Below are 24497 nucleotides of genomic sequence, written 5' to 3'. Positions count from 1 at the left end.
AATGGCGAAACCCCCACGTGCGACTATCGTTTTCTATGATGAAGAAACACAGCAACTGAAACTGTGTACGGTGTTTCGGCGTGAAGTGCAGGTGGTCATTGACCGCGAACTGGCGAGAAGCGGCGGCATGACCATACCTCCCGACGCATCAGAGCACAGTACACAGCCGATTGGGGATGAAGACGCGCGCAAGCTCGGCGCAATGGCGATACTTATGCAAGCTGGTGTACACGAGGAGCTACGCAATCGGCTTCATATCACGACTGCGGAGCCGATAGACTGGTCGCCGCCGCCTCGTCCGGGAAGCTAACCTCCTCTCGTGACCCCGCATCTGATCCCATCAAATCACCAATGCCTCTTTCCGCCAACTGACGCCAGGACTTTCGGATTTTTGCTGATTGTTGGGCGTCGGGGCGAAACGGAAACTCGCGGGTTCCGGATGCTGAGCTAGCCCCGGTTGTCTTGGCATACTCGCCCGTCGCTCCCTTCCCCGGACGGCGGGCATTTTATTGGCCGTTGCCCTGATTGCTCTGCACCCGCTTTAGGCCCGCTTCGAGCATCACGTCCAGGACGCGCTTACCGCCCCAGCTTGCCACGGTGATCGCCAGCGCAGTCAGCGGCGCCGGCGCATGCCGCCATTCGCATAGGAAAAACGCCGCGAGGCCGGCGACAAACGAAGCCGTCACAACGCTGCCGATCTCAACCCACACCGGCCGCCGGGCCCATCGGAAGCGAGCCCCTGGAACGCCGCCGCCGCGCCGCCGATCAACGACAAAACGACAGGGAGCGCCCAGGATTCGAGCGGAATATCGCCAACCTCGCGTGACAGCGAATCCTGTGTGGCGGTCATCGCATACGCCGTTGCTACCCACATCAGGCCCCACGAGGCCCACCAGAAATTGAATCAATCGACGCACGGCGCCCCCTTCTTGTTGTTTCGAGCTTCGAGAAACGCCAGCACCATGCCGGACCCGGCCATTCCTAAATAGAAAATGACCTGTGCGACATTCTCAAAACGCCCGGTCGCAGCGAACACTGGCATGACATAAAACACTGACGTCACCCAATACAGGTATTGCCTGTGGCGCCGGACCCACGGCAGCGAATACCGATCCGGTAGCAGATCCTCGTGTTCACACGCGTCCCATTCGCGAGCGCAAGTGATGCGCGATCGCATCGAGGCGAATCAGTCGCCTACATTTTGGGAGCGCACGACGGCCCCGATTCAGCGGCCGCTAGCATTGGAGGTCGCGTGAACGAACATCCGACGCTCCATGTAGTTTCGATGTCTGGCGGCAAAGACAGCACAGCGACTGCGCTCGTCGCGATCGAATTGCATGGCCGGGAGAACTGCCGGCGAACAATGCCTGCAGACAAGGCGATCGAACACGACCGCGCGCATGACGCCCAGCCAGTCGCAGACGATACCGGGGCGCGCGACGCGGCACGGTATCGGTGGCTGCGGCAGCCGCCGCGCTTCCTCCCGCGTGATCCAGCGTATCCGGATCGGTGGCTCGGGCCACTCCGGCAAAGCTGGCGCCTTGTCGATCCATTCCCAATCGTTAGCCGCGTCCAGCATCATTGAGCGCATCACGCTGAGATACCTATTACGCGTGGCAGGCGTCAGGGGCTTACCGAGTTTATCGAGACCCAGGTAAGACGGATTCCTGATCAATATTATTGGGTGCATAAGCGGTTCAAGAATCGGTCGGCGGGGGAGGCGGGGGTTTATTGAGGCTGCCGGAGTCGTCGCTGTGGTGGGGGCTTGAAGCGGTATTGGCGGCGCTGCGGGCCTGTGACTTATCCATGACGCGTCAGCAAACGCATCTGCACTTGAATCCATTGCGCGCTCAAGTACCTAGTCGGGATCTCCAGGCGTTATCAACAGGGCTGTGAACAGAATCTGTGGATAAGCGGCGGTGCGGTCATTTCACCGCGCCGTGGCCCGGGTATTCCCGTGCCCCTGCATCCACCGGCACCGCACCCGACAAACCGATTCGCTTCAAGCACTTAAGCGTGTACCCCTATAGTTATCAACAGCCCTATCAACACAAACTGGGGATAAGGTTGAGGCATCCCAACCGCTTCATCCCAAGAAAAAGCGGCCGTCCGACGCTCGCTGGTTCATTCCGTACCGCTCCCACAAATCCCAGCGCGATCAATGTGTTAGCTCGCTTGTCAGATAGTTTTCAACAGGATCTTCAACACAAACTGGGGATAAGTCAGTCGCTATCCGTACGGAATCCCAGGTTTAGTCGGGCATCCCCGCATTCGCCGCCGACGTTGAGGACGCCGCCGCTTCGACCGGCGGATTCCCCATCGCCTGAAACAGAGCCGCCGTGTCCGTCAAACGCGCACTGGTATAGCGGATCTCATCGAGCTGCGCGTTGCGAAACTGCTGCTCGCTCGAACGCGTCGCCGCGACCGGCAGTGCACCCAGCCGATAACGTCCCGACGTCTCCTCGAAAATGCCCTGCGCCGAGCGCGCGGCGATGTTCGCCGCGTCGAGCGCCTGCGCGTCGTGCTCCAACGCGGCGAGCGTGTCGGCGACGTTCTGGAACGCGGCCAGCACGGTCTGCTTGTACTGCGAGACCGTGGCGTCATACGTGTGCTGCGCGGCCCGACGCTGCGCCACCAGCGCACCGCCGTGAAACAGCGGCTGCGACAACGACGCGCCGATGCTCCATATCGCCCCCGCGCCGGACAGCGCCACCGGCCAGCTAAAGCCGCCTTGTCCCATCGATGCGCTCAGCGACAGGCTCGGAAACATCTGTGCCGTCGCGACGCCGACATCGGCCGCCGCGGCCTTCACTGCGGCATCGGCAGCCTGAATGTCGGGCCGCGAGCGCAACAGCTCCGACGGCACCACGACCGGCACCTGTTCAGGCACATGCAGCCGCGCGAGCTCGAGGTCGTTCGGCGCGGCATCCGGCGTGCGGCCGAGCAGCACCGCCAACGCATGACGCGTGGTCAGCCACTGCTGCTCGAGACCCGGCAAGCTCGCCGACAGACTCGCCGCGCTCTGTTGCGCGCTCAACTGATCGGCGTGCGAGACCGCGCCCAACGCATAGCGCCGCTGCGTGTCGCGCGCCTGATCGTTGGCGACCGTCACGAGCCGTTCGGTGGTGTCGATCTGCGCATGCAGCGCGGCGCTGGTGATCGCCGCCGTCACGATGTTGGCGGCGAGCGCGCGGCGCGCGGCGTCGAACTGGTAAGCCTGCACGTTCACGCGCGCGGCGAGCGCCGCGTTGGCCAGACGCACGGCGCCGAACAGGTCGAAGGTGTAATGCGCCTGCAATTGACCGACGAAGATGTTGTAGAGAAACGTGTTGGGGCCGATCTCGGGAATCGCCAGCGCGCGGTTGCGGGTCGCCTGGCCGCCCGCGTCGATGGTCGGCAGCAGCGAACTGCCGACCTGCGCACGCAATTGCTCGCGCGCGGCGGCAAGACTTTTATCGGTGGCGGCGAGCGTCGGGCTGTTGCGCAAGCCTTCATCGACCAGCGCGTTCAACGCATCCGACTGGTACAGCTTCCACCATTCGGGCACCGGCTGCGCGCCGACCATGAACTGCTGCGTGACGCCTTGCGCGGGCACGGTCTGCGCTGGCTGCGCCTGGGCGCCGTAATGCGCCGGCTGCGGCATCGCGGGCGGCTCGCCGGTCGGTCCGAACGAACAGCCGGCCAGCGCGCAGGCAACGGCGAGCGCGCCGAGTCGCGCATAGCGGCAGAGGGGGGGCAGTGCAAAAGTAGCCATAGCCATGCTCAATTCCCCGTATGCGTCGCGCCGGACGGCGTCGGTGGTTCGCGCTCGTCGCCCCGCACCCTGAACGACGCGGCGTACAGCGCGGGCAGATAGAACAGCGTGAGGATGGTCGCGCTCGTGATGCCGCCCATCAGCGCGGTCGCCATCGGGCCGAAGAAGTTCGAGCGCAACAGCGGAATCAGCGCGAGCACGGCGGCGGCCGCGGTCAGCGTGATCGGCCGGAAACGCCGCACGGTCGCGCCGACAATCGCGTCGAAACGCTTCTGCCCCGATGCGATGTCCTGCTCGATCTGATCGACCAGAATCACCGAGTTGCGCATGATGATGCCGAACATCGCGATCACGCCGAGCATCGCGACGAAGCCGAACGGCTTGCCGAACAGCAGCAGCGTGAGGACCACGCCGATCAGCCCGAGCGGCGCGGTCAGCACGACCATCAGTACGCGCGCGAAGCTCTGCAGCTGGATCATCAGCAAGGTCAGTACGGCGATCACCATGATCGGAATCTGCGCATTAATCGACGTCTGGCCCTTGGCGCTTTCCTCGACCGAGCCGCCCACTTCGATCCGGTAACCGACCGGCAGCGTCGCGCGAATCTGGCTGAGCGCACGGTCGACCGCGTGCGTGACGTCGATGCCTTGCGCGCCTGGAGCAACATCGGACTGCACGGTGATGGTGGGCTGGCGGTCGCGCTCCCAGATCACGCCGTACTCGAGGTCGTTGCGCAGATGGCCGAGCGTGCCGAGCGGCACGGGGCCGTTCGGCGTGGGCACGGCCAGCGCAACGAGTTGCGACGGGTCCACGCGTTCCGCGCGCGGCGCGCGCAGATCGACGCTGATCAGCTTGTCGCGTTCGCGGTACTGCGTGACGGTGTAACCGGAGAGCGTCATCGCGAGGAAGCTCGAGATGTCTTCGGAGCTCACGCCGAGTTCGCGCGCGCGCTTCTGGTCGACTTCGAAACGCACCGAACGCTCGGCGGGTTCGTCCCAATCGAACTGGACGTTGCGGGTGCCGCGGTCGCCACGCATGGTGGCGGCGACGCGCTCGGCGATCGAGCGCACGGTCGCGATGTCGTCGCCGCTCACGCGGAACTGCACCGGATAGCCGACCGGCGGCCCGTTCTCGAGGCGCGACAGGCGCGTGCGGATCGCCGGAAAGTTATTGCGCAATTCCGGTTCGAGCCACTGCGCGAGCTTCTCGCGATCCTTCACCGACTTCGCGGTGATTACGAACTGCGCGAAATTGGGCTGCGGCAATTGCTGATCGAGCGGCAGATAGAAACGCGGCGCGCCGGTGCCGACGAAGCTCACCGTATGATCGATTTCCGCACGGCCCACCAGCGCCTTTTCGAGCCGCTGTGCCTGGCGCAACGTGGCTTCGAACGACGCGCCTTCAGGCAGGCGCACATCCACCAGCAGCTCGGGTCGGTCCGAACTCGGAAAGAACTGTTGCGGCACCAGCGTGAAGCCCGCCATCGCCAGCATGAACAGCACGACGGTGATCACCAGCACGACGAAGCGCCGCTCGATGCACCAGCTGATCCAGCCACGCAGGCGTTGGTAGAAGCGCGTGTCGTAGATATCGTGTTCGTGGTCTTCCGCTTCGTGCGCCTGACGCTTGCGCTCGGGCAGCAGGTGATAGCCGAGTAGCGGAATCAGCACGACGGCCGCGAGCCATGACGCGATCAGCGCGATCGCCGACACCTCGAAGATCGAACGCGTATATTCGCCGGTGCTCGATTTGGCCAGCGCGATCGGCAAGAAGCCGGCGACGGTCACGAGCGTGCCGGTCAGCATCGGAAACGCGGTGCTGGTGTACGCAAAGGCCGCCGCGCGCGTGCGGTTCCAGCCTTGCTCGAGCTTCACCGACATCATCTCGACCGCGATGATCGCGTCGTCGACCAGCAGCCCCAGCGCCAGCACCAGCGTGCCGAGCGACACTTTGTGCAGCCCGATGTCGAACAGATACATGCAGAGCGCGGTGACGGCGAGCACCACCGGAATCGAGATCACGACCACCATGCCGGTGCGCACGCCGAGCGACACGAGGCTCACCACCAGCACGATTGCAACGGCTTCGGCGACGGCTTCGAGAAAGTCGTCGACCGAGCGCTCGACCGCGTTCGGCATGCTCGACACTTCGACCAGTTGCAAGCCGGCCGGCAATGCCTTGCGCAATTGCGCGGTTTGCTGATCGAGCGCCCTGCCGAGGCGGATCACGTCGCCGCCCGGCTGCATCGTCACGCCGATGCCGAGCACGGCCTTGCCGCCGAAGCGCATTTGCGTGACGACCGGATCGTCGTAGCCGCGCTTGATCGTCGCGATGTCGCCGAGACGGAACGTGCGGTTGTTGATGCGGATCAGCGTGTCGGCGAGCGCGGCGACGTCCTTGAACTGGCCGGTGGGCCGCACGAACACGCGGTCGTCGGCGGTGGTCAGCGTGCCCGCCGGAGAGACGCTGTTCTGCGAATTGATCGCCTGGCCGAGTTGCTGCGGCGAGATGCCCAGACGCGTGAGTTGCGTGTTGGCGATTTCGATGTAGATGTGCTGGTCCGGATCACCGAAGTAGTCGACCTTGCCGACGCCCGGCACGCGCAGCAGTACCGTGCGCAACTGGTCCGCGTAGTCGTGCAGTTGCGCGGCGGAAAAGCCGTCGCCTTCGAGCGTGTAGATGTTGGTGTAGACGTCGCCGAATTCGTCGTTGAAGAACGGGCCCTGAATGCCCGGCGGCAAGGTCGCCGCGATATCGCCGACTTTCTTGCGCACCTGATACCAGGTCTCGGGCACGTCCTTGACCGGTGCCGAGTCTTTCATCGAGAAGAATATCAGCGACTCGCCGGGGCGCGAGTAGCTGCGTATGAAATCGATCGCGGGCGTCTCCTGCAGCTTGCGGCCGATGCGGTCCGTCACCTGTTCCTGCACCTGCCGCGCGGTGGCGCCGGGCCAGAAGGTGCGGATCACCATCACGCGGAACGTGAACGGCGGGTCTTCGGATTGCGCGAGCCGCGTATAGGCGAGGATGCCGAACGCGGTGGCGAGCGCGATCAGGAAGACGACCAGCGCCTGATGACGCAGCGCCCAGGCGGACAGGTTGAAGCGTCCTTCTTCATGCATCGTGCTCATGAAGCGAAGTCCTCGGGATGCAGCGGTGCGATCACGCGGACTTTTTCGCCGGCGGTCACCGTATGCACGCCTTGCAGCACGACGCGTTCGCCGTCCTTGAGCCCCTCGCCGATCACGATGGTGCGCTCGTTGAAGCGCGTGACCGTGACGCGGCGCAGTTCCAGCGCGTTGTCGGCGGCGCGCACGACCCAGACGGCCGGCTGACGGCCTTCGTGGAACAGCGCGGTGACGGGCAGCGTGAACCAGCCGTGCTGGTTCGCCGCGCCGTTCGACGTCAATGGCATGACCGGCGCGACCGGCGCGATATCGGCCGTCATGCCGAGGCGCACGTCCGGGCCGGGGTTGTCGAGCGTGAGCCGCGCGCGCCAGGTGCGGCTTTGCGAGTCGGCGGCGGGTGACAGTTCGCGCACGCGCGCAGTGAACTTGCGTCCCGGCAGCGCGGCGAGCGTGACGTTGGCGGATTGCCCGACCGCGAACGCGGCGAGCGCGCTTTCCGGCACGTCGCAGAGCACGTCGATGTCGCCGCTCCACGCGAGGTTGTAGACGGCCTGGCCCGCGGACACGTTCTGACCGGTGTCGGCCTGTTCCGCCGTGATGACGCCCGCGTGACCGGCGACGAGCGTGGTGTACTGCAACTGGTTCTGCGACAGGGCCACCTGTTGCGCCGCCTGGTCGCGCTGCGCGAGCGCGGACGCGTACGCATTGGTGGTCTGTTCGAGCTGCGCTGGCGCGATCAGGTTTTCTTTCGCCTGTGCCTGGTCGCGATCGAGTTGCTGCTTCGCAAACACGAGGCTGTGCTGCGCGGCCTCGAGTTGCGCCTGGGCGCTGGCCGCGCTCTTTTGCGCATCCGCCGGGTCGAGCTGGGCGACGATCTGCCCGCTCTTCACGACGTCGCCGAGGCGCACCCGCCGTTCAATGATCTTGCCGCCGACGCGAAACGACAGCGGCGTCGAATAGCGCGCCTGCACTTCGCCGGGCAACGACGCCGCTGGCATCGCACTGCCGTCCGCATACACGGCGACGGCAACCACAGGCCGGGGCGCGGGCGCCGCCGCTTCGTTCTTCGAGCACGCGGCCAGCGTGACGACGCCGGCCAGCGCAACGGCGCAGGCTGCGTGGCGCACATACCGATGGGACTGCTGGCGCATCACTGACGATGCGGGAGAACCGGGACGCTTCACAATTACCCCAACTGGAGACAGCGAACGAACACGGCAAGCCGCAGTGGCCCGCCAGCGAAGACCCGCAGACCGATTCATGCGATAGGCATACGTGTCTGACTTCAAATGGAGAAGTGCATTCTAATACACACCTGTATTTGAATGTAGATGTGAATTGGAATTCTTTTCGGTGCTAGACTTGCGCCCATGAAACGGCAACGACTGACACGCGAGCAAAGCAAGGACCAGACGCGCGAGCGTCTGCTCGACGCTGCGCAAGCGATTTTTATGAAGAAGGGCTTTGTCGCGGCGAGCGTCGAAGACATCGCGGCGGCGGCAGGCTATACGCGCGGGGCGTTCTATTCGAACTTCCGCAGCAAGAGCGAGTTGTTTCTTGAACTATTGCGGCGCGATCACGAAACGATGCAGGCGGGGCTGCAGGCCATCTTCGCGAGCGCGGCCTCGCGCGAGGAGATGGAAGCACGCGTGCTGCGTTACTACAGCAACCTGCATCGCGAGAACAAATGCTTTCTGCTGTGGGTCGAGGCGAAGCTGCTCGCGGTGCGCGACGGCCGCTTCCGGCTGCGTTTTAACGCGTTCATGCAGGAGAAGCTCGAACAGATGAGCGCGTACATTCGCGAGTTTTCGGCGCGCGTCGGCACGCCGATGCTGATGGAGCCGGAGTCGTTGGCAATCGGTTTGATGGGCTTGTGCGACGGCGTGCAGTTCTTCTACACGGTCGACCCGCAGAACGTGCCGACGGAGCGGGCCGAAGCGGTGCTGGCGGGATTTTTTGCGCGCGTGGTGTTCGGACGCGACGCGTGATGCGTGCGGCGTCCACGCGCTAGGGGAAGCGGGGCGGCCGGTTCAGGCCGAACCGCCATCCGGCCGGTGCCGTTCATAGCGGCGCGACCGACGGGGCGATTCGAAATGTGGAAGGGTGCCTGACCGACGTAGATGCCGACGTAGATGCCGACGCAGATGCAGATGCCGTTGCGGCGAATCAGTTGGTCGGCAATTGCGCGCAGACGTCGGCGGCCGGCGCCGCGCAGGCGAACGAGTACTGCCCGCTGTAGCGCAGGACTTCCTCACCGGCATGCAGGACGACCTTGATGTCCGGGCAGCGCTCGTAGGCGATGAAGGCCGAACAGGCTGCGGCGGACCAGCAGACCAGCGAGAACGCGATTTTTTCGAAAAGCTGAAAACGATGTGTCATAGCGGTTAATTTCCTTTCGGCCGCTATGTTAACAGAATACTAGGGTTTATACCTAGTCGAAATCAGCGGCGCGCTTCGCAATGGTGACGCGAGCGCCTCGCCAACCTGACTGGAATGTCATGTTGAGGTCAGGGTTGGGACATGATCAGGTCGATACAATCGGTTCGTTGGGCAAACCCGCGCGCGCCTTGCCGCACGGGTCGATACAGGCGGCAAGGGTTGCGCCGGCCCGGCTTTACCGAGGCAGGAGTCGTCCATGAATCAACTGCAATCGATGCGCGTGTTCGTCAAAGTGGCGGACCTCGGCAGTTTCGTCGGCGCGGCCGGCGCGCTGGACCTTTCCACCGCGGTTGTCACGCGGCATGTGGCCGATCTGGAAGCGCGTCTCGGCACGCGGCTACTGAATCGCACCACGCGCCGGCTGTCGCTGACCGAGTCCGGCAGGACTTATCTGGAGCGTGTGCGGCACATTCTCGACGACCTCGAAGGCGTCGAGCAAATGGTGGTGGCGCGCAATCACGAACCGGTCGGCACGTTGCGTATCGTCGCGCCGGTGGTGTTCGGGCTGCATAGCCTCGCGCCGGTGGTGCAGTCGTACGCGGCGCGTTATCCGGACGTGATGCCGGACGTCACGCTCGCGGATCGCCACGTCGATCTGGTCGAAGAAGGCTTCGACGTCGGCATTCTGGTCGCGCGGCACATGCGCAGTGCGAGCATCGTCACGCGACGCCTGACGACCGGCAGCATGACGGTCTGCGCGACGCCCGCGTATCTGGCGCAGCATGGCATGCCGACGCGTCCCGAGCATTTGCTGAAGCATCCGTGCCTGAGCCGGCCGTCCGAACAGGGCGGCGAGGAGCGGGTGTTCAGCGGGCCGGACGGCGAAGTCCGGGTACGGCCGGTCAACGCGATCGCCGCGAACAACACCGAGATGCTCAGGCAATTCGCGCTGCTGGGCATGGGAGTGGCGATTCTGCCGAGCTATCTGATCCGCAGGGATCTGGCGTCCGGGCGGCTCGTGCCCTTGCTCAACGATTACCGTTTGCCGCAGATCGAGATCACGATTGCGTATCCGAGCCGACTTCATCTGCCAGCGAAGGTGCGCACTTTTATCGATCACCTCGTCGAGCATTTCCAGCGGGCTGGCGAGCCGGCGCGAGATGCGCGGATCGTGGCGGCTGCGAAGCCGGTTGCGGACGCGCTGGCCGGGACAGACGACCCGGCGGTGCCGGCGTTGTCACGCGAGGTGGTGCGTCGCTTGCCCAAGGCGTCGCGCACGCGGATCGTGGAGTCGTCGCAGGTTTGACGCTGACTGACGTGACGGCCTTCACGCGGGTCGGCGGGTGACGTGCAGCTTTGGGATGGGTGGCAACTACGGCCGCGCGCAGGTTGTGCCCGTCGCTTACGCGCCCAGCCCCGGGCCGTAATTACCGCTGATCAGACGCGTGACGGACGCGACATCGACGTAATCCTGCTCCGGCATCCCGTCGAGCATCGACAACACCTCGTTGCTCGCGCCGGCTTCACGCGCGGCGTCGACCAGCGCGTCCTTGTTGGTCGGAAAATGGACTTCGCTGAGAAGGTCGGCGATCTGCAGGTCAATCGATTCGCCGGGAATAGCCGATGCAGTCATGCAAATGCTCCAGTGGGTACGCGGTTGGAATCAGTTGCTGGCGTTGACGGGGCAAGGCAAACGCACAAGCCAGCACACCACCGCCGGGACGTCACCGCCGTCAGGTCTGCAAATGCTCGTTCTTTCCCATGACGCTGCGCTCGAGATGTCGCGACTTCGGCAGCGCAATGTGCTGCCATTGTTCCGGCCGATTATCGTCGGTGGCGGCGACGTCCGGCGCCGCGGGGGCAACCGGTGCGGCATTGGCGCGTTCAGCGAGGAGGCTGGCATTCGTGCCGTCCTGCGCGGTGTGTACCGGTGCGGCAAAACACGAGGCGGACAGCGTCACCATGGTCAACAGTGTCGAGGTTTTCATCACCCGACCTCCTATGCTCATGCGGCGCTGACAGTAGAGCAAACGCTGTGCCGTCCCCGCGTCGAAAGGAAGGCCCAAGCTACACGCCGCATTGCGATGCGCGACCTGCACGCATCTACCATCTTAGATGGCAAATACTGCAGCGCGCGCACATTTGCGACAAAACGGCATTGTAGATTTCAGATGATGGCACGAAAGCGGTGACGGTGGCGCAACTCCTGCGCAGACCGTCGTGCGGGGCACGCTGATACGGTGCGGTGCGGCGCGGCGCGGCAGGCGTGCGCGCTAGCGCAGCACGTCGAAGCGCGTCCACGGCCACGACGGCCGGTCGCGCATATAGCCGTTCAGCCAGTTCCACTGCGGGTGCCGCTTCATGAACGCCTGGGCGTCGAACGGCCGGCCGCACGGATGGCCCCAGCGCGCGGTGAACGCCATCGCGCGCGCCATTTCGCTGTCGACCACCTTGCCGTCGTTGGCCCCCCACGGATTGAACGGCCCCTGATCGGTGCCGCCGAAGCGCGCGTCGTCCAGTTCCAGATGGCCGCAGATGGTGCGCGAGCACGGGTTGTCGTTGCGGTCGAGATAGACGTCGTGATGGTCGGCGATCATTTCCTTGGCTAGCTCCACGTCGATCTTGCCGCGATGCGTTTCTTCGAGCTGCATGAAGCGCAGGCGCCGCGCGCCGTTCTTGCGCACGTCCGTGTAGTCCTCGCCTTCGCCGACGCATTCCTGATTGCGAATCTTCAGATCGGTCGCGGTGTTGTAGCCGCTGTAGAAACCATCCTTCGTGGTCTCGAAGCCGGAATAGTGCAGCCCCAGCTCGTAACGCGCGATCTCGCCGGTCTTGGCGTCGCCGAGCAGCCAGCTGTTCGCATAGCCGCCGTTGTTGGCGTGCGCGAACATCTCGCACCATTCGCCGATGCTGTTCGCATACTGCGACGCGCGCCGCGAGCGATAGAACTCGGGCGCCCCGGCCGCGTTGTAGCCGACGAAGTTGGAGATGGTGGTTTCGGTGACCATCAGCCCGGCTGCGGTGACCCAGAAATCGGTGAGACTGGAGATGCAGCCCGGCAAGCCCTGCATCAGGATGCGGTTGCCGCGATCGGGCACGATGTCGAACACCACGTTGAACGCGTCGCCGGCGGCGTAGCGGTCCCACGAGTTGTGCGCCATCACGATGCGGCCGTCGCGGGTGGCGTTGCCGGTGGCGATGAACGCACTGCAATGGTGTCCGCGCCGGCCGCGCCATGGCTTCGTGGCGAGGTGCGGCTGCTGCTGCGCCACGTGACTCGGCCACCAGCTTTGCAGCAGATCCATGTAGCCGTTCCACGCCAGCACTTCGGCGAATGGCAGCTTCGCGCCGTCGGCGATGCCCTGGATTTCGTCGGCGAATTCGGTGTTGAGCTTGTTGGCAAACTGGGTGACCGCGGCGTCGACGAAGGTGTCGAACTCTTCGCCCGTATCCCACTTCGCGAGGTAGCGGGCGGTGTGGATCGCGTTCTGGATTTCGGTGGCGAGCAACTGGCCGTGCTGCTCGCCGCGATCGTACGGTTCGCCTTCGATATGCAGGAAAATCCAGCCTGCCTGATCGCGGCGCACGGCATCGAGGGACGGTTCGCTCATCTTCGCTCCGATCGAACGGCGGGCGCCTCGACGCGCCCGTCCTGGCGTAACGCGCGCTGCCGGGTTGGTGTGCTGTTTTTTGCCGGGAGCGGTCTTCCCATTGTAGAGAATCTGCGGCGCTTTGCACGGCGCCGCGGGAGCCACGGATGCCACCGCCTAGGGCGTCGGATTCATGCGGAAATAGGCGTCGAGCAGCGAGGTTTTGTAGACCACGCCCGTGAGCTTCGGTTGCGCGGCGCTTTCCACCACCGGCAGACGCTCGCCCTGAAACGCGAGGAAGTGTTGCAACGCGACGGCGAGCGACATGTCCGGCGTGAGCACATCGAAATGCGGCTGCAGATAATCCGCCGCGGTTTTCGTCGACGTATCGCTCTTGTCGAGCAGATCGGAGGTGATGTCCTTGAGCGCGACCACGCCGAGAAACGCGCCGGACTCGTTGGCGACGTACAGGTACTTCACCGGATATTCGAGGAACACACGCGTCATGTCCTGTACGGTCGCGTTCGGCGGCACGACGGTTTCGGCGGGACGGATCAGCTCGCGCATCTGGGTGGCGCGCAGGCGCATGCGCTCCTGCTCCTCGCGATTGCGGTGCAACGTGATTTCGTACATCGACCGCTTGCCGACCGCGCGCGCGATGAAATAGGCGACCACGCACGACAGGATCAGCGGCAGCACGACCTGGTAGCTGAGGGTCATCTCGAAGATCATCAGGAACGCCATCAGCGGCGCCTGGGTCGCGCCGGCAAGGAACGCGCCCATGCCGACCATCGCATACGCGTACGGCTCGGACGTCGCATAGGGCCACAGCGCGTGCATGCCCTGGCCGAACAGCGAACCGACCGCCGCGCCGACGAACAGCGTCGGCGTGAAGACCCCGCCGACCGCGCCGGAACCCGCGGTGGCCGCGGTCGCGGCGAGCTTGAACACCAGTACGAGGACGAGCGCGGTCCATGTCCACGGCGAATGCAGGATCGAGTTGACGACGCTATAGCCGTTGCCCCACACCTCGGGCGTCCAGATCGACAGAATACCGACCACGAAACCGCCGAGCGCGAGCCTCGCGGGCAGCGGCACCGGCAGCTTGCGAAAGGCGGCCTTCGACGCGTCGAGCAGCCGCAGAAACTGCGGCGCGGCCAGCCCGCACAGTACGCCGAGCGCGACGAACAGCAGCACCTCGACACCGGTCACCGCCGGAAACACCGGCATCTCGTACGGCGGCTTGTAGCCGGCGAATTCGCGCATCGTGATATTGGCGACCACCGCCGACACCACCACCGGCCCGAAGCTTTCCATCGCAATCGAGCCGAGCACGATCTCGGTGACAAAAAACGCGCCCGCGATCGGCGCGCTGTACGCGGACGTAATCCCGGCCGCCGCGCCGCAGGCGACCAGCAGGCGCAGCCGCGACGGATCGAAATGCACCCAGCGTCCGATCAGCGACGCGCACAGCGCCGCCAGTTGCACCATCGGTCCTTCGCGGCCGATCGAGCCGCCGCTCGCGATCGTGAACAGCGACGACACGGTGCGCCACAAGCTCAGCCTGACCGGCACCACGCCGTCGCCGATCGCGACCGCTTCCATGTAGTCGACGTGATTGGCCTTGTCGGCGTAACGCTGCGCGATCAGCAGGAAGCAGCCGGCGATCAGACCGCCGGCGGCGGGCAGCCAGATCCGCACGGTCCACGGCAAGCTGCGCGCCATTTCGACGAAGCTGCCGGAGCGGCCGGCCACCGCCAGTTGCAGCAGCGCGATGGCCTCGCGAAACAGGATCGTCGCGAACGCGCCGGCAATGCCGACCACCACCGACCAGCCCAGCATCGTGTGGGCTTCGGAGAGACGGAACAGGTGTTGGGCGCGGGTGCGCAGCTTCAGCAGGAATGAAAGCACGTCGACGGGACAGGGCGTGAGGGCGGGTTCAGGAACGCGCACGGCAACAGCAGCGCGCCCGCTGCGGACGGCGGGCGCGCTGCTGTGGGTGAGCGAAGGAGGGCGGCGCGGCTCAAGCCGCCGCCTTGTCGAGTTCCGGGTAGTGCCGGAAGATGCAGGCCTCGTTATGTTCGATGCGCCGCCCGGATTGCAAGTACGCGGCGATGTTCGGCCGCTCGATCACCGCGTCGTGCAACGCCGCGAGCCGCGGATAATGTTCGCCGAAACGCTTGAGCGCGCGCGGAAACGCGTACAGCAGGCCGTCGATCAGCTGGAACATCGACAGGTCCACGTAGGTCAGCGCGTCGCCGACCATGAAGGTGTCGCCGGCCGGATTCTGCTTCAGCACGCGCTCGAAATACGACATGAACTTCGGAATCCGGTTGTCGATGAAGTCGTGCGCGCGCACTTTGGCGGCGTCTTTCTGGTCTTCGTAGTAGAGGGCGCTGGCGAGCGGATGGTGCGTGTCGTGCGCTTCCGTGACCACGTCGGCGATCGTCAGTTGCAGGCCGTTGGCGACGTAGCGCAGGCTCTCGACCGACGGTGCGAGCTTCAGCCGCGGGCCAAGGTAGAACAGGATATTGGCGGTCTGCGCGATCACCAGATCGCCGTCTTTCAGAAACGGCGGCGCGAACGGCGGATACGGTTCGTCGCGGCTCTTCATCACCGCGATCATCGCACCGGTGCCGAACCCTTCCGATGGCTCGCCGCGCGCCACTTCCACGTAGTCGGCGCCGGCTTCTTCCAGCGCGAGCCGCACGAATTCGCCGCGGCCCTGGAGGCCGTCCCAATAGTAAAGTTCCAGGCTCATCGATCGATCCTCATTCCGGTCGCTCAGCCGTGCTGCATGAGCGGGTTGCTTGAGTGGGCTGCATGCGTGGACTGCACGAGTGGCGTGCATGAGCGGATGACGCAGCACGCAGTATGCCGCGCGAACCAGCCGGATGGTGCTCCAGAATGCGCAAAACCCCGCACGCGGCGGGGTGGTTTCGAAGGCGGGGGCGGCTTAGCCCAACAGGTGCTGGACAGTCCATGTAATTCCCAGACCGCCGGCAATCAGCCACACGTACAGGATCAAGCCGGCGGTCAGCGCACGGGGGCCGGCCTGGCGGATCTGCGCAATGCGCGTTTCGATGCCGAGCGCCGTCATGGCCATGGTCAGCGCAAAGGTGTCGAGCATGTTGAGCGTGCTGGTCGTGGCTTCCGGCAACACGTGCAGCGAGTTGATCACGACGCAGGCGAGAAAGCCAAACGCGAACCAGGGAATCGCCAGCTTGCGCGGTGCTTCGCTCTGGGCGCTGTCCTGCGAGCCCGCCGACGCCGCAGCTTTGCGCGCCGAGCGGTTCACCCAGATGCCGACCACCAGCAGCACCGGCACCAGCAGCATCACGCGGGTCATCTTGACGATGGTCGCGATGTGCGTCGTTTCCGGGCTCACGTTGCTGGCCGCGCCGACCACCTGCGCCACCTCGTGGATCGTGCCGCCGAAGAACAGGCCCGCACCGACCGTGTCGAGATGCAGCCAGCCGGCGTTGAACAGAACCGGGTAGAGGAACATCGACAGCGTGCCGAACAGCACCACGCTGCCGACGGCCATCGCGCTCTTGTGCGGCTTCGATTGCAGCGTCGACTCGAACGCGAGCACCGCGGCGGCGCCGCAGATCGCGCTGCCGGCGGCGGTCAGCAGCGCCGTATCGCGGTCGAGCTTCATGATTTTCATGCCGGCCCACGTGCCGATGACGAGCGTGCTCACCACGATCAGCACGGATTCCGCGAGGCCGGGCAGGCCGACCTGCGCGATTTCCTGCAGGCTCACGCGCAGTCCGAAGAACGCGACCGCGATGCGCAGCAGCTTGCGCGCCGAAAAATTGACGCCGGCCGCCCAGCTTGCGGGCATGCCGTCGCGCAGCGCGTTGCCGTAGATGGCGCCGGCCACGATGCCGACGATCAGCGGGCTCAGGCCGAGGCCGGCGATCGCCGGAATCGACGCGATCCGGGTCACGGCGGCGGCGAACAGCGCGACAAACAGAATGCCGTTGAGTTGCCCGCGGGTGGAATGCCCGGCGGGAGTGGCTACGGCGGTAAGCGGAACAGGAGTAGTGGACATGGCGCGGTACTCGGGGACTGACTGGATTCGATGGGGCCAATCCTAAATTAGATATATCGATATGAAAAATCGTGATTTAGGATGTAAAGTATCGATTCAACCGATACTTTGATTGCCATGACTGCGGATCAGCTTATAACGTTCGCCGCCGTTGCCGAGCATCGCAACATCAGCCGGGCGGCTGTGGCGCTGCATTTGTCGCAGCCCGCGGTCTCCGGACAACTGCGGCAGTTGCAGGACGAGTTCGGCGAGCCGCTTTATCAGCGCGACGGCCGCGGCGTGCGTCTGACGCCCGCCGGCGAGCAGCTGGCGAGCTATGCGACGCGGCTGCGCGACACCTGGCGGCAGGCCCATGCGTACCGTGACGCTTTGCGCGGCCTCGAGCAGGGCACGCTGCGGATCGGCGCGAGTACGACGCCGGCGAGTTATCTGCTGCCATACCTGATCGCCGATTTTCATCGCCGCTATCCAGACGTGACCGTGCATACCGCCAATGGCAACACCACGGAGATCGTCGGCACGCTCGGCTCGGTGGACATCGCGATGATCGAAGGGCCGGTCGGTGCCGATCTGCCGCCGGACACCGCCGTGCACGCATGGCGCGAGGACGAGATCGTCGCGATCGTGCCGCGCTCGCATCCGTTGGCGCAGGCGGGCGAAGGCGGCAGCGCGGAGCTGGCGGACTTTGGCGCGCATCCGCTGGTGTTGCGCGAGGCCGGCTCGGGCGTGCGGCAAATCGTCGAGCGCGCGTTCGCTCGGGCGGGCGTGCCGATGCGCGTGGCGCTGGAGATTGCCGGCGTCGAAGGCGTGAAGGAGGCGGTGCGGGCCGGCATGGGCATCGGCTTCGTCTCCGCAATGTCGATGCGGCATGAGAACGGCGCGTTGTGCCTGTTGTCGCTGCGCCCGGAGCCGCTGACGCGCCGGCTGTCGATCCTCGTGCCGTATGCAAGCGCGCCGTCGCGGGTGGTGGAGCAGTTTCTCGTGCTGTGTCTCGCCGATGAGGCCTGAGCGGCGCGGCGCTGCCGTGCCCGCCGTGTCCGATGTGCCTGGGGATTTCCTCTATGGTGCGTGCTGGAGGTCTCGGCGCACTATCCGGACATCGCAAGCGCTTCGGCGCTTTTTTTCGAGGTGGAGTTGGAACCGGTTCCAGACGGTTCCAAATGACGCTGACGACACGGGATTGAGCAAATTAGACATGGCTGACGCAGTTGACGTGGTGATCGTCGCAAGCGCATTCGGGATGGATGCGGTGCGCACGGGCGGTCATCTGAAGTGGGCGGAGGCGAGCAAGCGGACCGGCGCGGCGGGTTTCGAAGTGCGGCGCGAACTGTTCGCCGGCGAGGCCGAGGTCGCGCCGCAGCGTCTGCGCGCGCTCGGCGCGGCGATTGCCGAACTGGGTTTGTGGATGGTGTTTTCGACGCCGGCTTCGCTGTACGCGGCGGACGGTCGGCTCGACACCGCCGCACTGCGTCTCGCGCTCGACGAAGCGGCGGCGCTCGGCGCGCGCTTCGTCAAGCTGCAACTCGGCGGGTTTGTCCATGACGCGGATGGCGTGGCGATCGCGGAGCAGATGCGTGGCTCGAACTTGCGGCTGGTCGTTGAAAATGGGCAACTGGCAGAAGGCGGCTCGCTTGCGCAATTCGTCGGCCTGTTCGACGCGTTGGCGCGCGAAGGCCGCGCCGATGTGCTCGGCATGACTTTCGACATCGGCAACTGGGCATGGCGCGAGGTCGCGCCGCTCGATGCCGCCAGGCTGCTGGCGCCGCACGTCGAATATATCCATTGCAAGACCACGGTTGGCGAGGGCGCGCGGCGTTTTCCCGCCGCTCCGGCCGCCGACGACGCTCGCTTCATTGAGGTGCTCGACGGCTTGCCGCGCGACGTGCCGCGGGGCATCGAATTTCCGTTCGATGCCAGCCGTATCGAGGCGGACGCGGCGCACTACGTTGGGTGGCTGGCCGCTGTGTAAGCGGCGCCTGGAATCTGAGAGAGCCGTACCCGGAACAACAGCGGCGTGAAGCTCGCGACATAGGGTGAGTGGCACAAGGCAAGCAGCACGACCCGCAGCAAAAGAAACACGCAGGAGCAAAGGATGAGCACCCCAGACGCAGCACTCGATGTCATCACCTACGGCGAAGCGATGGCCATGTTCGTCGCCGCCGAAACCGGCCCGCTCGCGGGCGTCGGGCAATTTACGAAGCGCATCGCCGGCGCCGATCTGAACGTGGCGATCGGTCTGTCCCGGCTGGGCTTCAAGGTCGGCTGGATGAGCCGGGTCGGCAACGATTCGTTCGGCCAGTACGTGCGCGACACGTTGACGAAAGAGGGCATCGACCAACGCTGCGTCAGTACCGACGAGCGCTATCCGACCGGCTTCCAGCTGAAGTCGAAAAACGACGGCGGCAGCGACCCGGCGGTCGAATACTTCCGCAAGGGCTCGGCGGCGAGCCATCTGTCGCTGGCCGACTACGCGGCGGACTACGTGCTGCCGGCGCGTCACCTGCATCTGACTGGCGTCGCGCCCGCGATCTCGGCAAGCTCGCGCGAACTCGCATTCCATCTCGCGCGTGAAATGCGCGCGGCCGGCAAGACGATTTCGTTCGACCCGAATCTGCGCCCGACGCTCTGGCCGTCGCGCGCCGCAATGGTCGAAGGTCTGAACGCGCTCGCCGCGCTGGCCGACTGGGTGCTGCCCGGCATCGGCGAAGGCGAGATACTGACCGGCTACACAGAGCCGCACGACATCGCCGGCTTCTATCTGGAGCGCGGCGCGCGCGGCGTGATCATCAAGCTCGGCGCGCAAGGCGCGTATTTCCGCACCGCCGATGCTGCCGCCGTGATCGCCGGTGATCCGGTCGCGAAGGTGGTGGACACGGTCGGCGCGGGCGACGGTTTCGCGGTCGGCGTGGTCAGCGCGCTGCTCGAAGGCCGGACGCTGCCGCAGGCGGTCGCGCGCGGCAACCGCATCGGCGCGCTGGCGATCCAGGTGATCGGCGATTCGGAAGGCCTGCCGCAGCGCGCCGAACTCGACGCGCTCGAACTGGCCGAGGCCAACGCCAACGCCAACGCCGGCGCAACGCCTATTGCTACCGCAGCCTGAATACGGTCGACAGCTTGGCATGGGATCCGAGTAAGCGCTAAAGCGCTAACTCTGATCGACAGCTTGGCATGGGATCCGAGTAAGCGCTAAAGCGCTAACTCTGATCGACAGCTTTGCATGGGATCAGAGTAAGCGCTAAAGCGCTAACTCTGATCGACAAGGAGACAAACATGAAATCATCGCTTGCAATTCGCCGCTGGTGGACGATCATGCCGATCGTATTCATCACGTACAGCCTCGCTTATCTGGACCGCGCGAACTTCGGCTTCGCGTCGGCGGCCGGCATCAACCAGGATCTCGGCATCAGCAAGGGCCTGTCGTCGCTGATCGGCGCGCTGTTCTTCCTCGGCTATTTCTTTTTCCAGATTCCCGGCGCGATTTACGCGGAACGCCGCAGCGTCAAGAAGCTCGTGTTCTGGAGCCTGATCCTGTGGGGCGGCTGCGCGGCACTCACGGGCATGGTCAGCAATATTCCGTCGCTGATGGTGATCCGCTTCGTGCTCGGGGTCGTCGAAGCCGCCGTGATGCCGGCGATGCTGATTTTCATCAGCAACTGGTTCACCAGGCGCGAGCGCTCGCGTGCCAACACGTTCCTGATTCTCGGCAATCCGGTGACGGTGCTGTGGATGTCGGTGGTGTCGGGCTATCTGGTGCATTCGTTCGGCTGGCGGCAGATGTTCATCGCCGAGGGCGCGCCCGCGATCATCTGGGCCGTGTGCTGGTGGTTCATCGTGCAGGACAAGCCGCAGCAGGTCTCGTGGCTCACCCAGCAACAGAAGGACGATCTCGCCGAAACGCTGCGCGCCGAGCAGGCCGCGATCAAGCCGGTGCGCAATTACGGCGAGGCGTTTCGCACGCCCGCGGTGATCAAGCTGTGCGCGCAATATTTCTGCTGGAGCATCGGCGTGTATGGTTTCGTGCTGTGGCTGCCGTCGATCCTGAAGAACGGCTCGTCGCTCGGCATGGTCGAAACCGGCTGGCTGTCGGCGCTGCCGTATCTGGCCGCGACCATCGCGATGCTTGCAGCTTCGTGGGCATCGGATAAACTCAACCGCCGTAAAGTGTTCGTGTGGCCGTTTCTGCTGGTCGGCGCGGTGGCGTTCGCGGCGTCGTATGCGCTCGGCTCCACGCACTTCTGGCTCTCGTACGCATTGCTGGTGATCGCGGGCGGCGCGATGTACGCGCCTTACGGTCCGTTCTTCGCGATCGTGCCGGAGCTGCTGCCGAAGAACGTCGCGGGCGGCGCGATGGCGCTGATCAACAGCATGGGCGCGCTCGGTTCGTTCGTTGGCTCGTACGTGGTCGGCTATCTGAACGGCGCCACCGGTTCGCCGTCGGCATCGTATGCATTCATGAGCGTGGCGCTGCTCGCCGCGGTAATCCTGACGCTGATCGTCAAGCCGCAGCCGCTGACTCAGGCGCCTCCGCTCGCCACACCATTGCAAGGAAAATAAGCTGATGAAGAAGATTGTCGCCTGGAAGTCGCTGCCGGCAGATGTGCTCGCGTATCTGCAACAGCATGCGCAAGTGGTGCAGGTCGATCCCGCGCAGCACGACGCATTCGTCGCCGCGTTGCGCGATGCCGACGGCGGCATCGGCGCGAGCGTGAAGGTCACGCCGGCGATGCTCGAAGGCGCGAGCCGCCTCAAGGCCTTGTCGACCATCTCGGTGGGCTTCGATCAGTTCGAGGTTGCCGATCTCACGCGCCGCGGCATCGTGCTCGCGCACACGCCGGACGTGCTGACCGAGTCCACCGCCGACACCGTGTTTTCGCTGATCCTCGCCACGGCGCGCCGGGTGGTCGAGCTCGCCGGGTGGGTGAAGGCGGGGCAGTGGCGCGACAGCATCGGAGCGGCTCAGTTCGGCGTCGATGTGCAAGGCAAGACGCTCGGCATCATCGGCATGGGACGGATCGGCGGCGCGGTGGCGCGGCGCGCGGCGCTCGGCTTCAACATGAAGGTGCTGTACACCAACCGCAGCGCGAATCCGCAGGCTGAAAAGACCTATGGCGCGCGGCGCGTCGAGTTGGCGGAACTGCTCGCGAGCGCCGATTTCGTCTGCCTGCAAGTGCCGCTCACGCCCGAGACGAAGCACATGATCGGCGCGGCCGAACTCCGCTCGATGAAGAAGAGTGCGATTCTGATCAATGCTTCGCGCGGCGCGACCGTCGACGAAACGGCGCTGATCGAAGCGCTGCAAAATGGCACGATTCACGGTGCCGGGCTCGATGTGTTCGACACTGAACCATTGCCGGCAAACTCGCCTCTGCTGAAGCTGGCGAACGTGGTCGCACTGCCGCATATCGGCTCGGCGACTCACGAAACCCGTCACGCGATGGCGCGCAATGCGGCGGAGAACCTCGTCGCCGCGCTCGACGGCACGTTGACCAACAACGTCGTCAATCGCGAAGTACTGGCAAAGTGAACCGACGGATGAGCCTGACGAGTGAGCCGACATGACTGAGCGAACAAGCGGGCCGATGGGTGAGTCGACAAGTGAGCCGACTTCGGCGAGTCGACGCGTGAGCAACCGATGAGCACGACGCCCCAGACCACGCCGCGCCGCGCGACGATCACCGACGTCGCGCGCGAAGCCGGCACCGGCAAGACCAGCATCTCGCGCTATCTGAACGGCGAGCTGAGCGTGCTATCGCCTGAACTGCGCGCGCGCATCGAAGCCGCGATCGCCCGGCTCGACTATCAGCCGAACCAGATGGCGCGTGGTCTCAAGCGCGGCCGCAACCGGCTGATCGGCATGCTGCTCGCCGACCTGACGAATCCCTACACGGTCGAAGTGCTGCAAGGCGTGGAAGCGGCCTGCCACGTGCTCGGTCTGATGCCGCTGATCTGCCATGCGGCGAACGAAGTGGAGATGGAGCGGCGCTACCTGCAACTGCTGACCACGTATCGGGTGGAAGGGGTGATCGTCAACGCGCTCGGCGTGCGCGAGGAAACGCTGCGGCCAGTGGGCGGCGGCGGGATTCCGGCGGTGCTGGTCGACCGCTCGGTGGACGGGCTCGTCGCCGATATGGTCGGCCTCGACAACCGGGCCGCCGCCGAACTCGGCACGCGGCATCTGCTGGACCAGGGTTTCGACGACATCTGGTTCGTGGTCCAGCCGTTTGAGCAGGTCAGTTCGCGGCAACTGCGCGAGCTCGCGTTTCGTGACGCGATGCGCGCTCAGGGCGCCGCATGCGGGCATACGCTGGTGCTGAATCTCGCGGATCCGGGCGAGGCCGAGCGCAGCCTGGCCGCAATGGACCACGCGATCGATGCGGCCGGCAGCGATCGTGTCACGGGCAAAGCCGGCAACCCAGGCAACCCCGCCCGCGTCGCGCTGTTCGCGGCGAACGCCCCAGTCGCGCTGCGTCTCGCCCTGCATCTGAAAGCGCGTTACGGCGCCGGCTGGCAGACCCGCGTCGCGCTCCTTTCCATCGACGACCCCGAGTGGGCCGAACTGGCCGGCATCACGACGATCCGTCAGCCGACCTACGAGATCGGCTATCGAGCGGTCGAGTTTCTGCACGAACGCATCGAAGGCGTTCAGACCACCGCGCGCGACTGCCTTCTGCCGGGCGAGCTGATCGTTCGCGCGTCAACTTCGCGCTGATCTGCGATCATGCGGGCTGCGGCGCGCAGCGGGTGCGCGCCGGTCATCGCAAGGAAACTCATGGTTGTTGCACCGCTTACCCTCTCGAGCCTCGCAGTCGCGACGCTGTTCGTCGCCGCGTTACCGTTCCTGATCTACCGCCGACTGCGCCGGCCGCTCGCGTTGAAGCCGCGCGACGCGATCATCGGCATCGCGATTTTCGCGCTGTTCGCGATGGTGATCGAGCGTGCGCTAAACGACTACGTGCTGCACCGGAACGAGGCGACGGCCACCTTCCTGTCGAATCCGCTGGCCTTCGTCGTGTACGGCGCGTTGGCCGCGGGCATCTGCGAGGAGGTGGGGCGTTTCATCGGCATGCGGCTGCTGCTCAAGCGCGCCGCGGCGAAGTCTGGCGCTGATGCGAACGCGCTGCGCGCGGACGACGGCACCGCACTGACCTACGGTCTCGGCCACGGCGGCGCGGAAGTCTGGCTGGTCGGCGTGCTGGTGCAGATTCAATGGATCCTGTTCGCGGTGTTCGAAAACCGCGGCCAGCTGGACAGCTATCTGAGCAATCTGCCGGCCGATTCGCTGATGCGCATCCACCTGATTCTCGCCAGCCTGACGCCGCAGATGGCCGGCATTTTCGCGCTCGAACGCGTGGCCGCGCTGGTGTTCCAGATTGGTCTGTCGGTGCTGATGTGGCGCGGCGTGCGGGCGGGCTGGCGCGGTATCCTGCCGCTCGCGATCGCTCTGCATGCGCTGGTCGACGTGCCCGCCGCGTTGTTTCAGGCGCAGCTCGTGCCGCTCGCGGCGGTGGACGCCGTGTATGCGCTGGGGGCGGTGATGGTCGCGGGTCTGCTGTTCCGGACCTTCAGGCGTCCCGCGCTGGCTGCGTGAT

General features: G+C 65.2%; 23 protein-coding genes. 10 read left to right on the top strand and 13 right to left on the bottom strand.

Annotated features, from left to right (window positions below):
• Position 1: 1 nt before the first annotated feature.
• Positions 2-310 (top strand): hypothetical protein, encoded by a 309-nt coding sequence (locus tag HV744_RS06885; RefSeq protein ID WP_175148790.1) that lies wholly within the window; start codon positions 2-4, stop codon positions 308-310.
• A gap of 196 nt (positions 311-506) precedes the next feature.
• Here the strand turns inward: HV744_RS06885 and HV744_RS06880 are convergent, their stop codons facing one another.
• The 6 genes from HV744_RS06880 to HV744_RS06855 all read right to left on the bottom strand — a co-directional run bounded on the left by HV744_RS06880 (position 507) and on the right by HV744_RS06855 (position 8033).
• Positions 507-686 carry a hypothetical protein gene (locus tag HV744_RS06880; RefSeq protein ID WP_175148789.1) on the bottom strand — a complete coding sequence of 60 codons (180 nt, stop codon included), beginning with the start codon at positions 684-686 and terminating at the stop codon, positions 507-509.
• The gene (locus tag HV744_RS06875; protein WP_175148788.1) at positions 683-850 is read right to left on the bottom strand and encodes a hypothetical protein; all 168 of its coding nucleotides are present in this window, start codon (positions 848-850) and stop codon (positions 683-685) included. The genes HV744_RS06880 and HV744_RS06875 overlap by 4 nt, the downstream gene beginning before the upstream one ends.
• A gap of 375 nt (positions 851-1225) precedes the next feature.
• Entirely contained in the window at positions 1226-1582 is a 357-nt protein-coding gene (locus HV744_RS06870) for a hypothetical protein (RefSeq protein ID WP_175148787.1), read from the bottom strand.
• Positions 1583-2251: 669 nt separating this feature from the next.
• Positions 2252-3754 carry an efflux transporter outer membrane subunit gene (locus HV744_RS06865; protein WP_175148786.1) on the bottom strand — a complete coding sequence of 501 codons (1503 nt, stop codon included), beginning with the start codon at positions 3752-3754 and terminating at the stop codon, positions 2252-2254.
• 8 nt (positions 3755-3762) lie between these two features.
• On the bottom strand, positions 3763-6885 hold the full coding sequence (locus tag HV744_RS06860; RefSeq protein ID WP_175148785.1) for an efflux RND transporter permease subunit: 3123 nt from the start codon (positions 6883-6885) through the stop codon (positions 3763-3765).
• Positions 6882-8033 carry an efflux RND transporter periplasmic adaptor subunit gene (locus HV744_RS06855; protein WP_175148784.1) on the bottom strand — a complete coding sequence of 384 codons (1152 nt, stop codon included), beginning with the start codon at positions 8031-8033 and terminating at the stop codon, positions 6882-6884. Before HV744_RS06855 ends, HV744_RS06860 begins: the two co-directional genes overlap by 4 nt.
• A 219-nt stretch (positions 8034-8252) precedes the next feature.
• On the opposite strand from HV744_RS06855, the gene HV744_RS06850 reads away from it, so the two are divergent.
• Positions 8253-8870, top strand: a complete 618-nt coding sequence (locus tag HV744_RS06850) for a TetR/AcrR family transcriptional regulator (protein WP_175148783.1) — start codon at positions 8253-8255, stop codon at positions 8868-8870.
• Positions 8871-9048: 178 nt separating this feature from the next.
• Here HV744_RS06850 and HV744_RS06845 read toward each other — a convergent pair whose 3' ends face one another.
• Positions 9049-9261, bottom strand: a complete 213-nt coding sequence (locus HV744_RS06845; RefSeq protein ID WP_175148782.1) for a hypothetical protein — start codon at positions 9259-9261, stop codon at positions 9049-9051.
• Positions 9262-9517: 256 nt separating this feature from the next.
• On the opposite strand from HV744_RS06845, the gene HV744_RS06840 reads away from it, so the two are divergent.
• Positions 9518-10567: a LysR family transcriptional regulator gene (locus HV744_RS06840; protein ID WP_175148781.1), complete on the top strand. Its 1050-nt coding sequence runs from the start codon at positions 9518-9520 to the stop codon at positions 10565-10567.
• 96 nt (positions 10568-10663) lie between these two features.
• Here the strand turns inward: HV744_RS06840 and HV744_RS06835 are convergent, their stop codons facing one another.
• From HV744_RS06835 to HV744_RS06810, 6 genes are all read right to left on the bottom strand, one after another.
• Complete coding sequence (locus HV744_RS06835; protein ID WP_175148780.1) at positions 10664-10894, bottom strand: DUF2795 domain-containing protein; 231 nt, start codon at positions 10892-10894, stop codon at positions 10664-10666.
• A gap of 100 nt (positions 10895-10994) precedes the next feature.
• Positions 10995-11249, bottom strand: a complete 255-nt coding sequence (locus HV744_RS06830; protein WP_175148961.1) for a hypothetical protein — start codon at positions 11247-11249, stop codon at positions 10995-10997.
• A 285-nt stretch (positions 11250-11534) separates the two neighbouring features.
• Positions 11535-12872, bottom strand: a complete 1338-nt coding sequence (locus tag HV744_RS06825) for a C45 family autoproteolytic acyltransferase/hydrolase (RefSeq protein ID WP_175148779.1) — start codon at positions 12870-12872, stop codon at positions 11535-11537.
• 156 nt (positions 12873-13028) lie between these two features.
• Positions 13029-14762 carry a ClcB-like voltage-gated chloride channel protein gene (locus tag HV744_RS06820; RefSeq protein WP_175148960.1) on the bottom strand — a complete coding sequence of 578 codons (1734 nt, stop codon included), beginning with the start codon at positions 14760-14762 and terminating at the stop codon, positions 13029-13031.
• A gap of 112 nt (positions 14763-14874) precedes the next feature.
• Positions 14875-15612, bottom strand: coding sequence for a glutathione S-transferase (locus tag HV744_RS06815; RefSeq protein WP_175148778.1), 738 nt, complete (start codon positions 15610-15612; stop codon positions 14875-14877).
• A gap of 195 nt (positions 15613-15807) precedes the next feature.
• Positions 15808-16908: a YeiH family protein gene (locus tag HV744_RS06810; protein WP_175148777.1), complete on the bottom strand. Its 1101-nt coding sequence runs from the start codon at positions 16906-16908 to the stop codon at positions 15808-15810.
• Between the two features lie 117 nt (positions 16909-17025).
• Between HV744_RS06810 and HV744_RS06805 the strand changes: the two genes are divergently transcribed.
• The 7 genes from HV744_RS06805 (at position 17026) to HV744_RS06775 (ending at position 24496) form a co-directional block, all read left to right on the top strand.
• Positions 17026-17916, top strand: coding sequence for a LysR family transcriptional regulator (locus HV744_RS06805; protein ID WP_175148776.1), 891 nt, complete (start codon positions 17026-17028; stop codon positions 17914-17916).
• Between the two features lie 187 nt (positions 17917-18103).
• Entirely contained in the window at positions 18104-18877 is a 774-nt protein-coding gene (locus tag HV744_RS06800; RefSeq protein WP_175148775.1) for a sugar phosphate isomerase/epimerase family protein, read from the top strand.
• Positions 18878-19000: 123 nt separating this feature from the next.
• Positions 19001-20008, top strand: coding sequence for a sugar kinase (locus HV744_RS06795; RefSeq protein WP_175148774.1), 1008 nt, complete (start codon positions 19001-19003; stop codon positions 20006-20008).
• A gap of 170 nt (positions 20009-20178) precedes the next feature.
• The gene (locus HV744_RS06790; RefSeq protein ID WP_175148773.1) at positions 20179-21462 is read left to right on the top strand and encodes an MFS transporter; all 1284 of its coding nucleotides are present in this window, start codon (positions 20179-20181) and stop codon (positions 21460-21462) included.
• Positions 21463-21466: 4 nt separating this feature from the next.
• Positions 21467-22432, top strand: a complete 966-nt coding sequence (locus HV744_RS06785) for an NAD(P)-dependent oxidoreductase (protein ID WP_175148772.1) — start codon at positions 21467-21469, stop codon at positions 22430-22432.
• A gap of 108 nt (positions 22433-22540) precedes the next feature.
• Positions 22541-23617 (top strand): LacI family DNA-binding transcriptional regulator, encoded by a 1077-nt coding sequence (locus HV744_RS06780; protein WP_175148771.1) that lies wholly within the window; start codon positions 22541-22543, stop codon positions 23615-23617.
• A 60-nt stretch (positions 23618-23677) separates the two neighbouring features.
• Positions 23678-24496: a YhfC family intramembrane metalloprotease gene (locus HV744_RS06775; RefSeq protein ID WP_175148770.1), complete on the top strand. Its 819-nt coding sequence runs from the start codon at positions 23678-23680 to the stop codon at positions 24494-24496.
• Position 24497: the final 1 nt, after the last annotated feature.

The sequence above is a fragment of the Paraburkholderia ultramafica genome, assembly GCF_902859915.1.
Classification (GTDB): Bacteria; Pseudomonadota; Gammaproteobacteria; order Burkholderiales; family Burkholderiaceae; genus Paraburkholderia; species Paraburkholderia ultramafica.
Note: the sequence above shows the minus strand (reverse complement) of the source record. Positions and strands in the feature narration are given on the sequence as shown.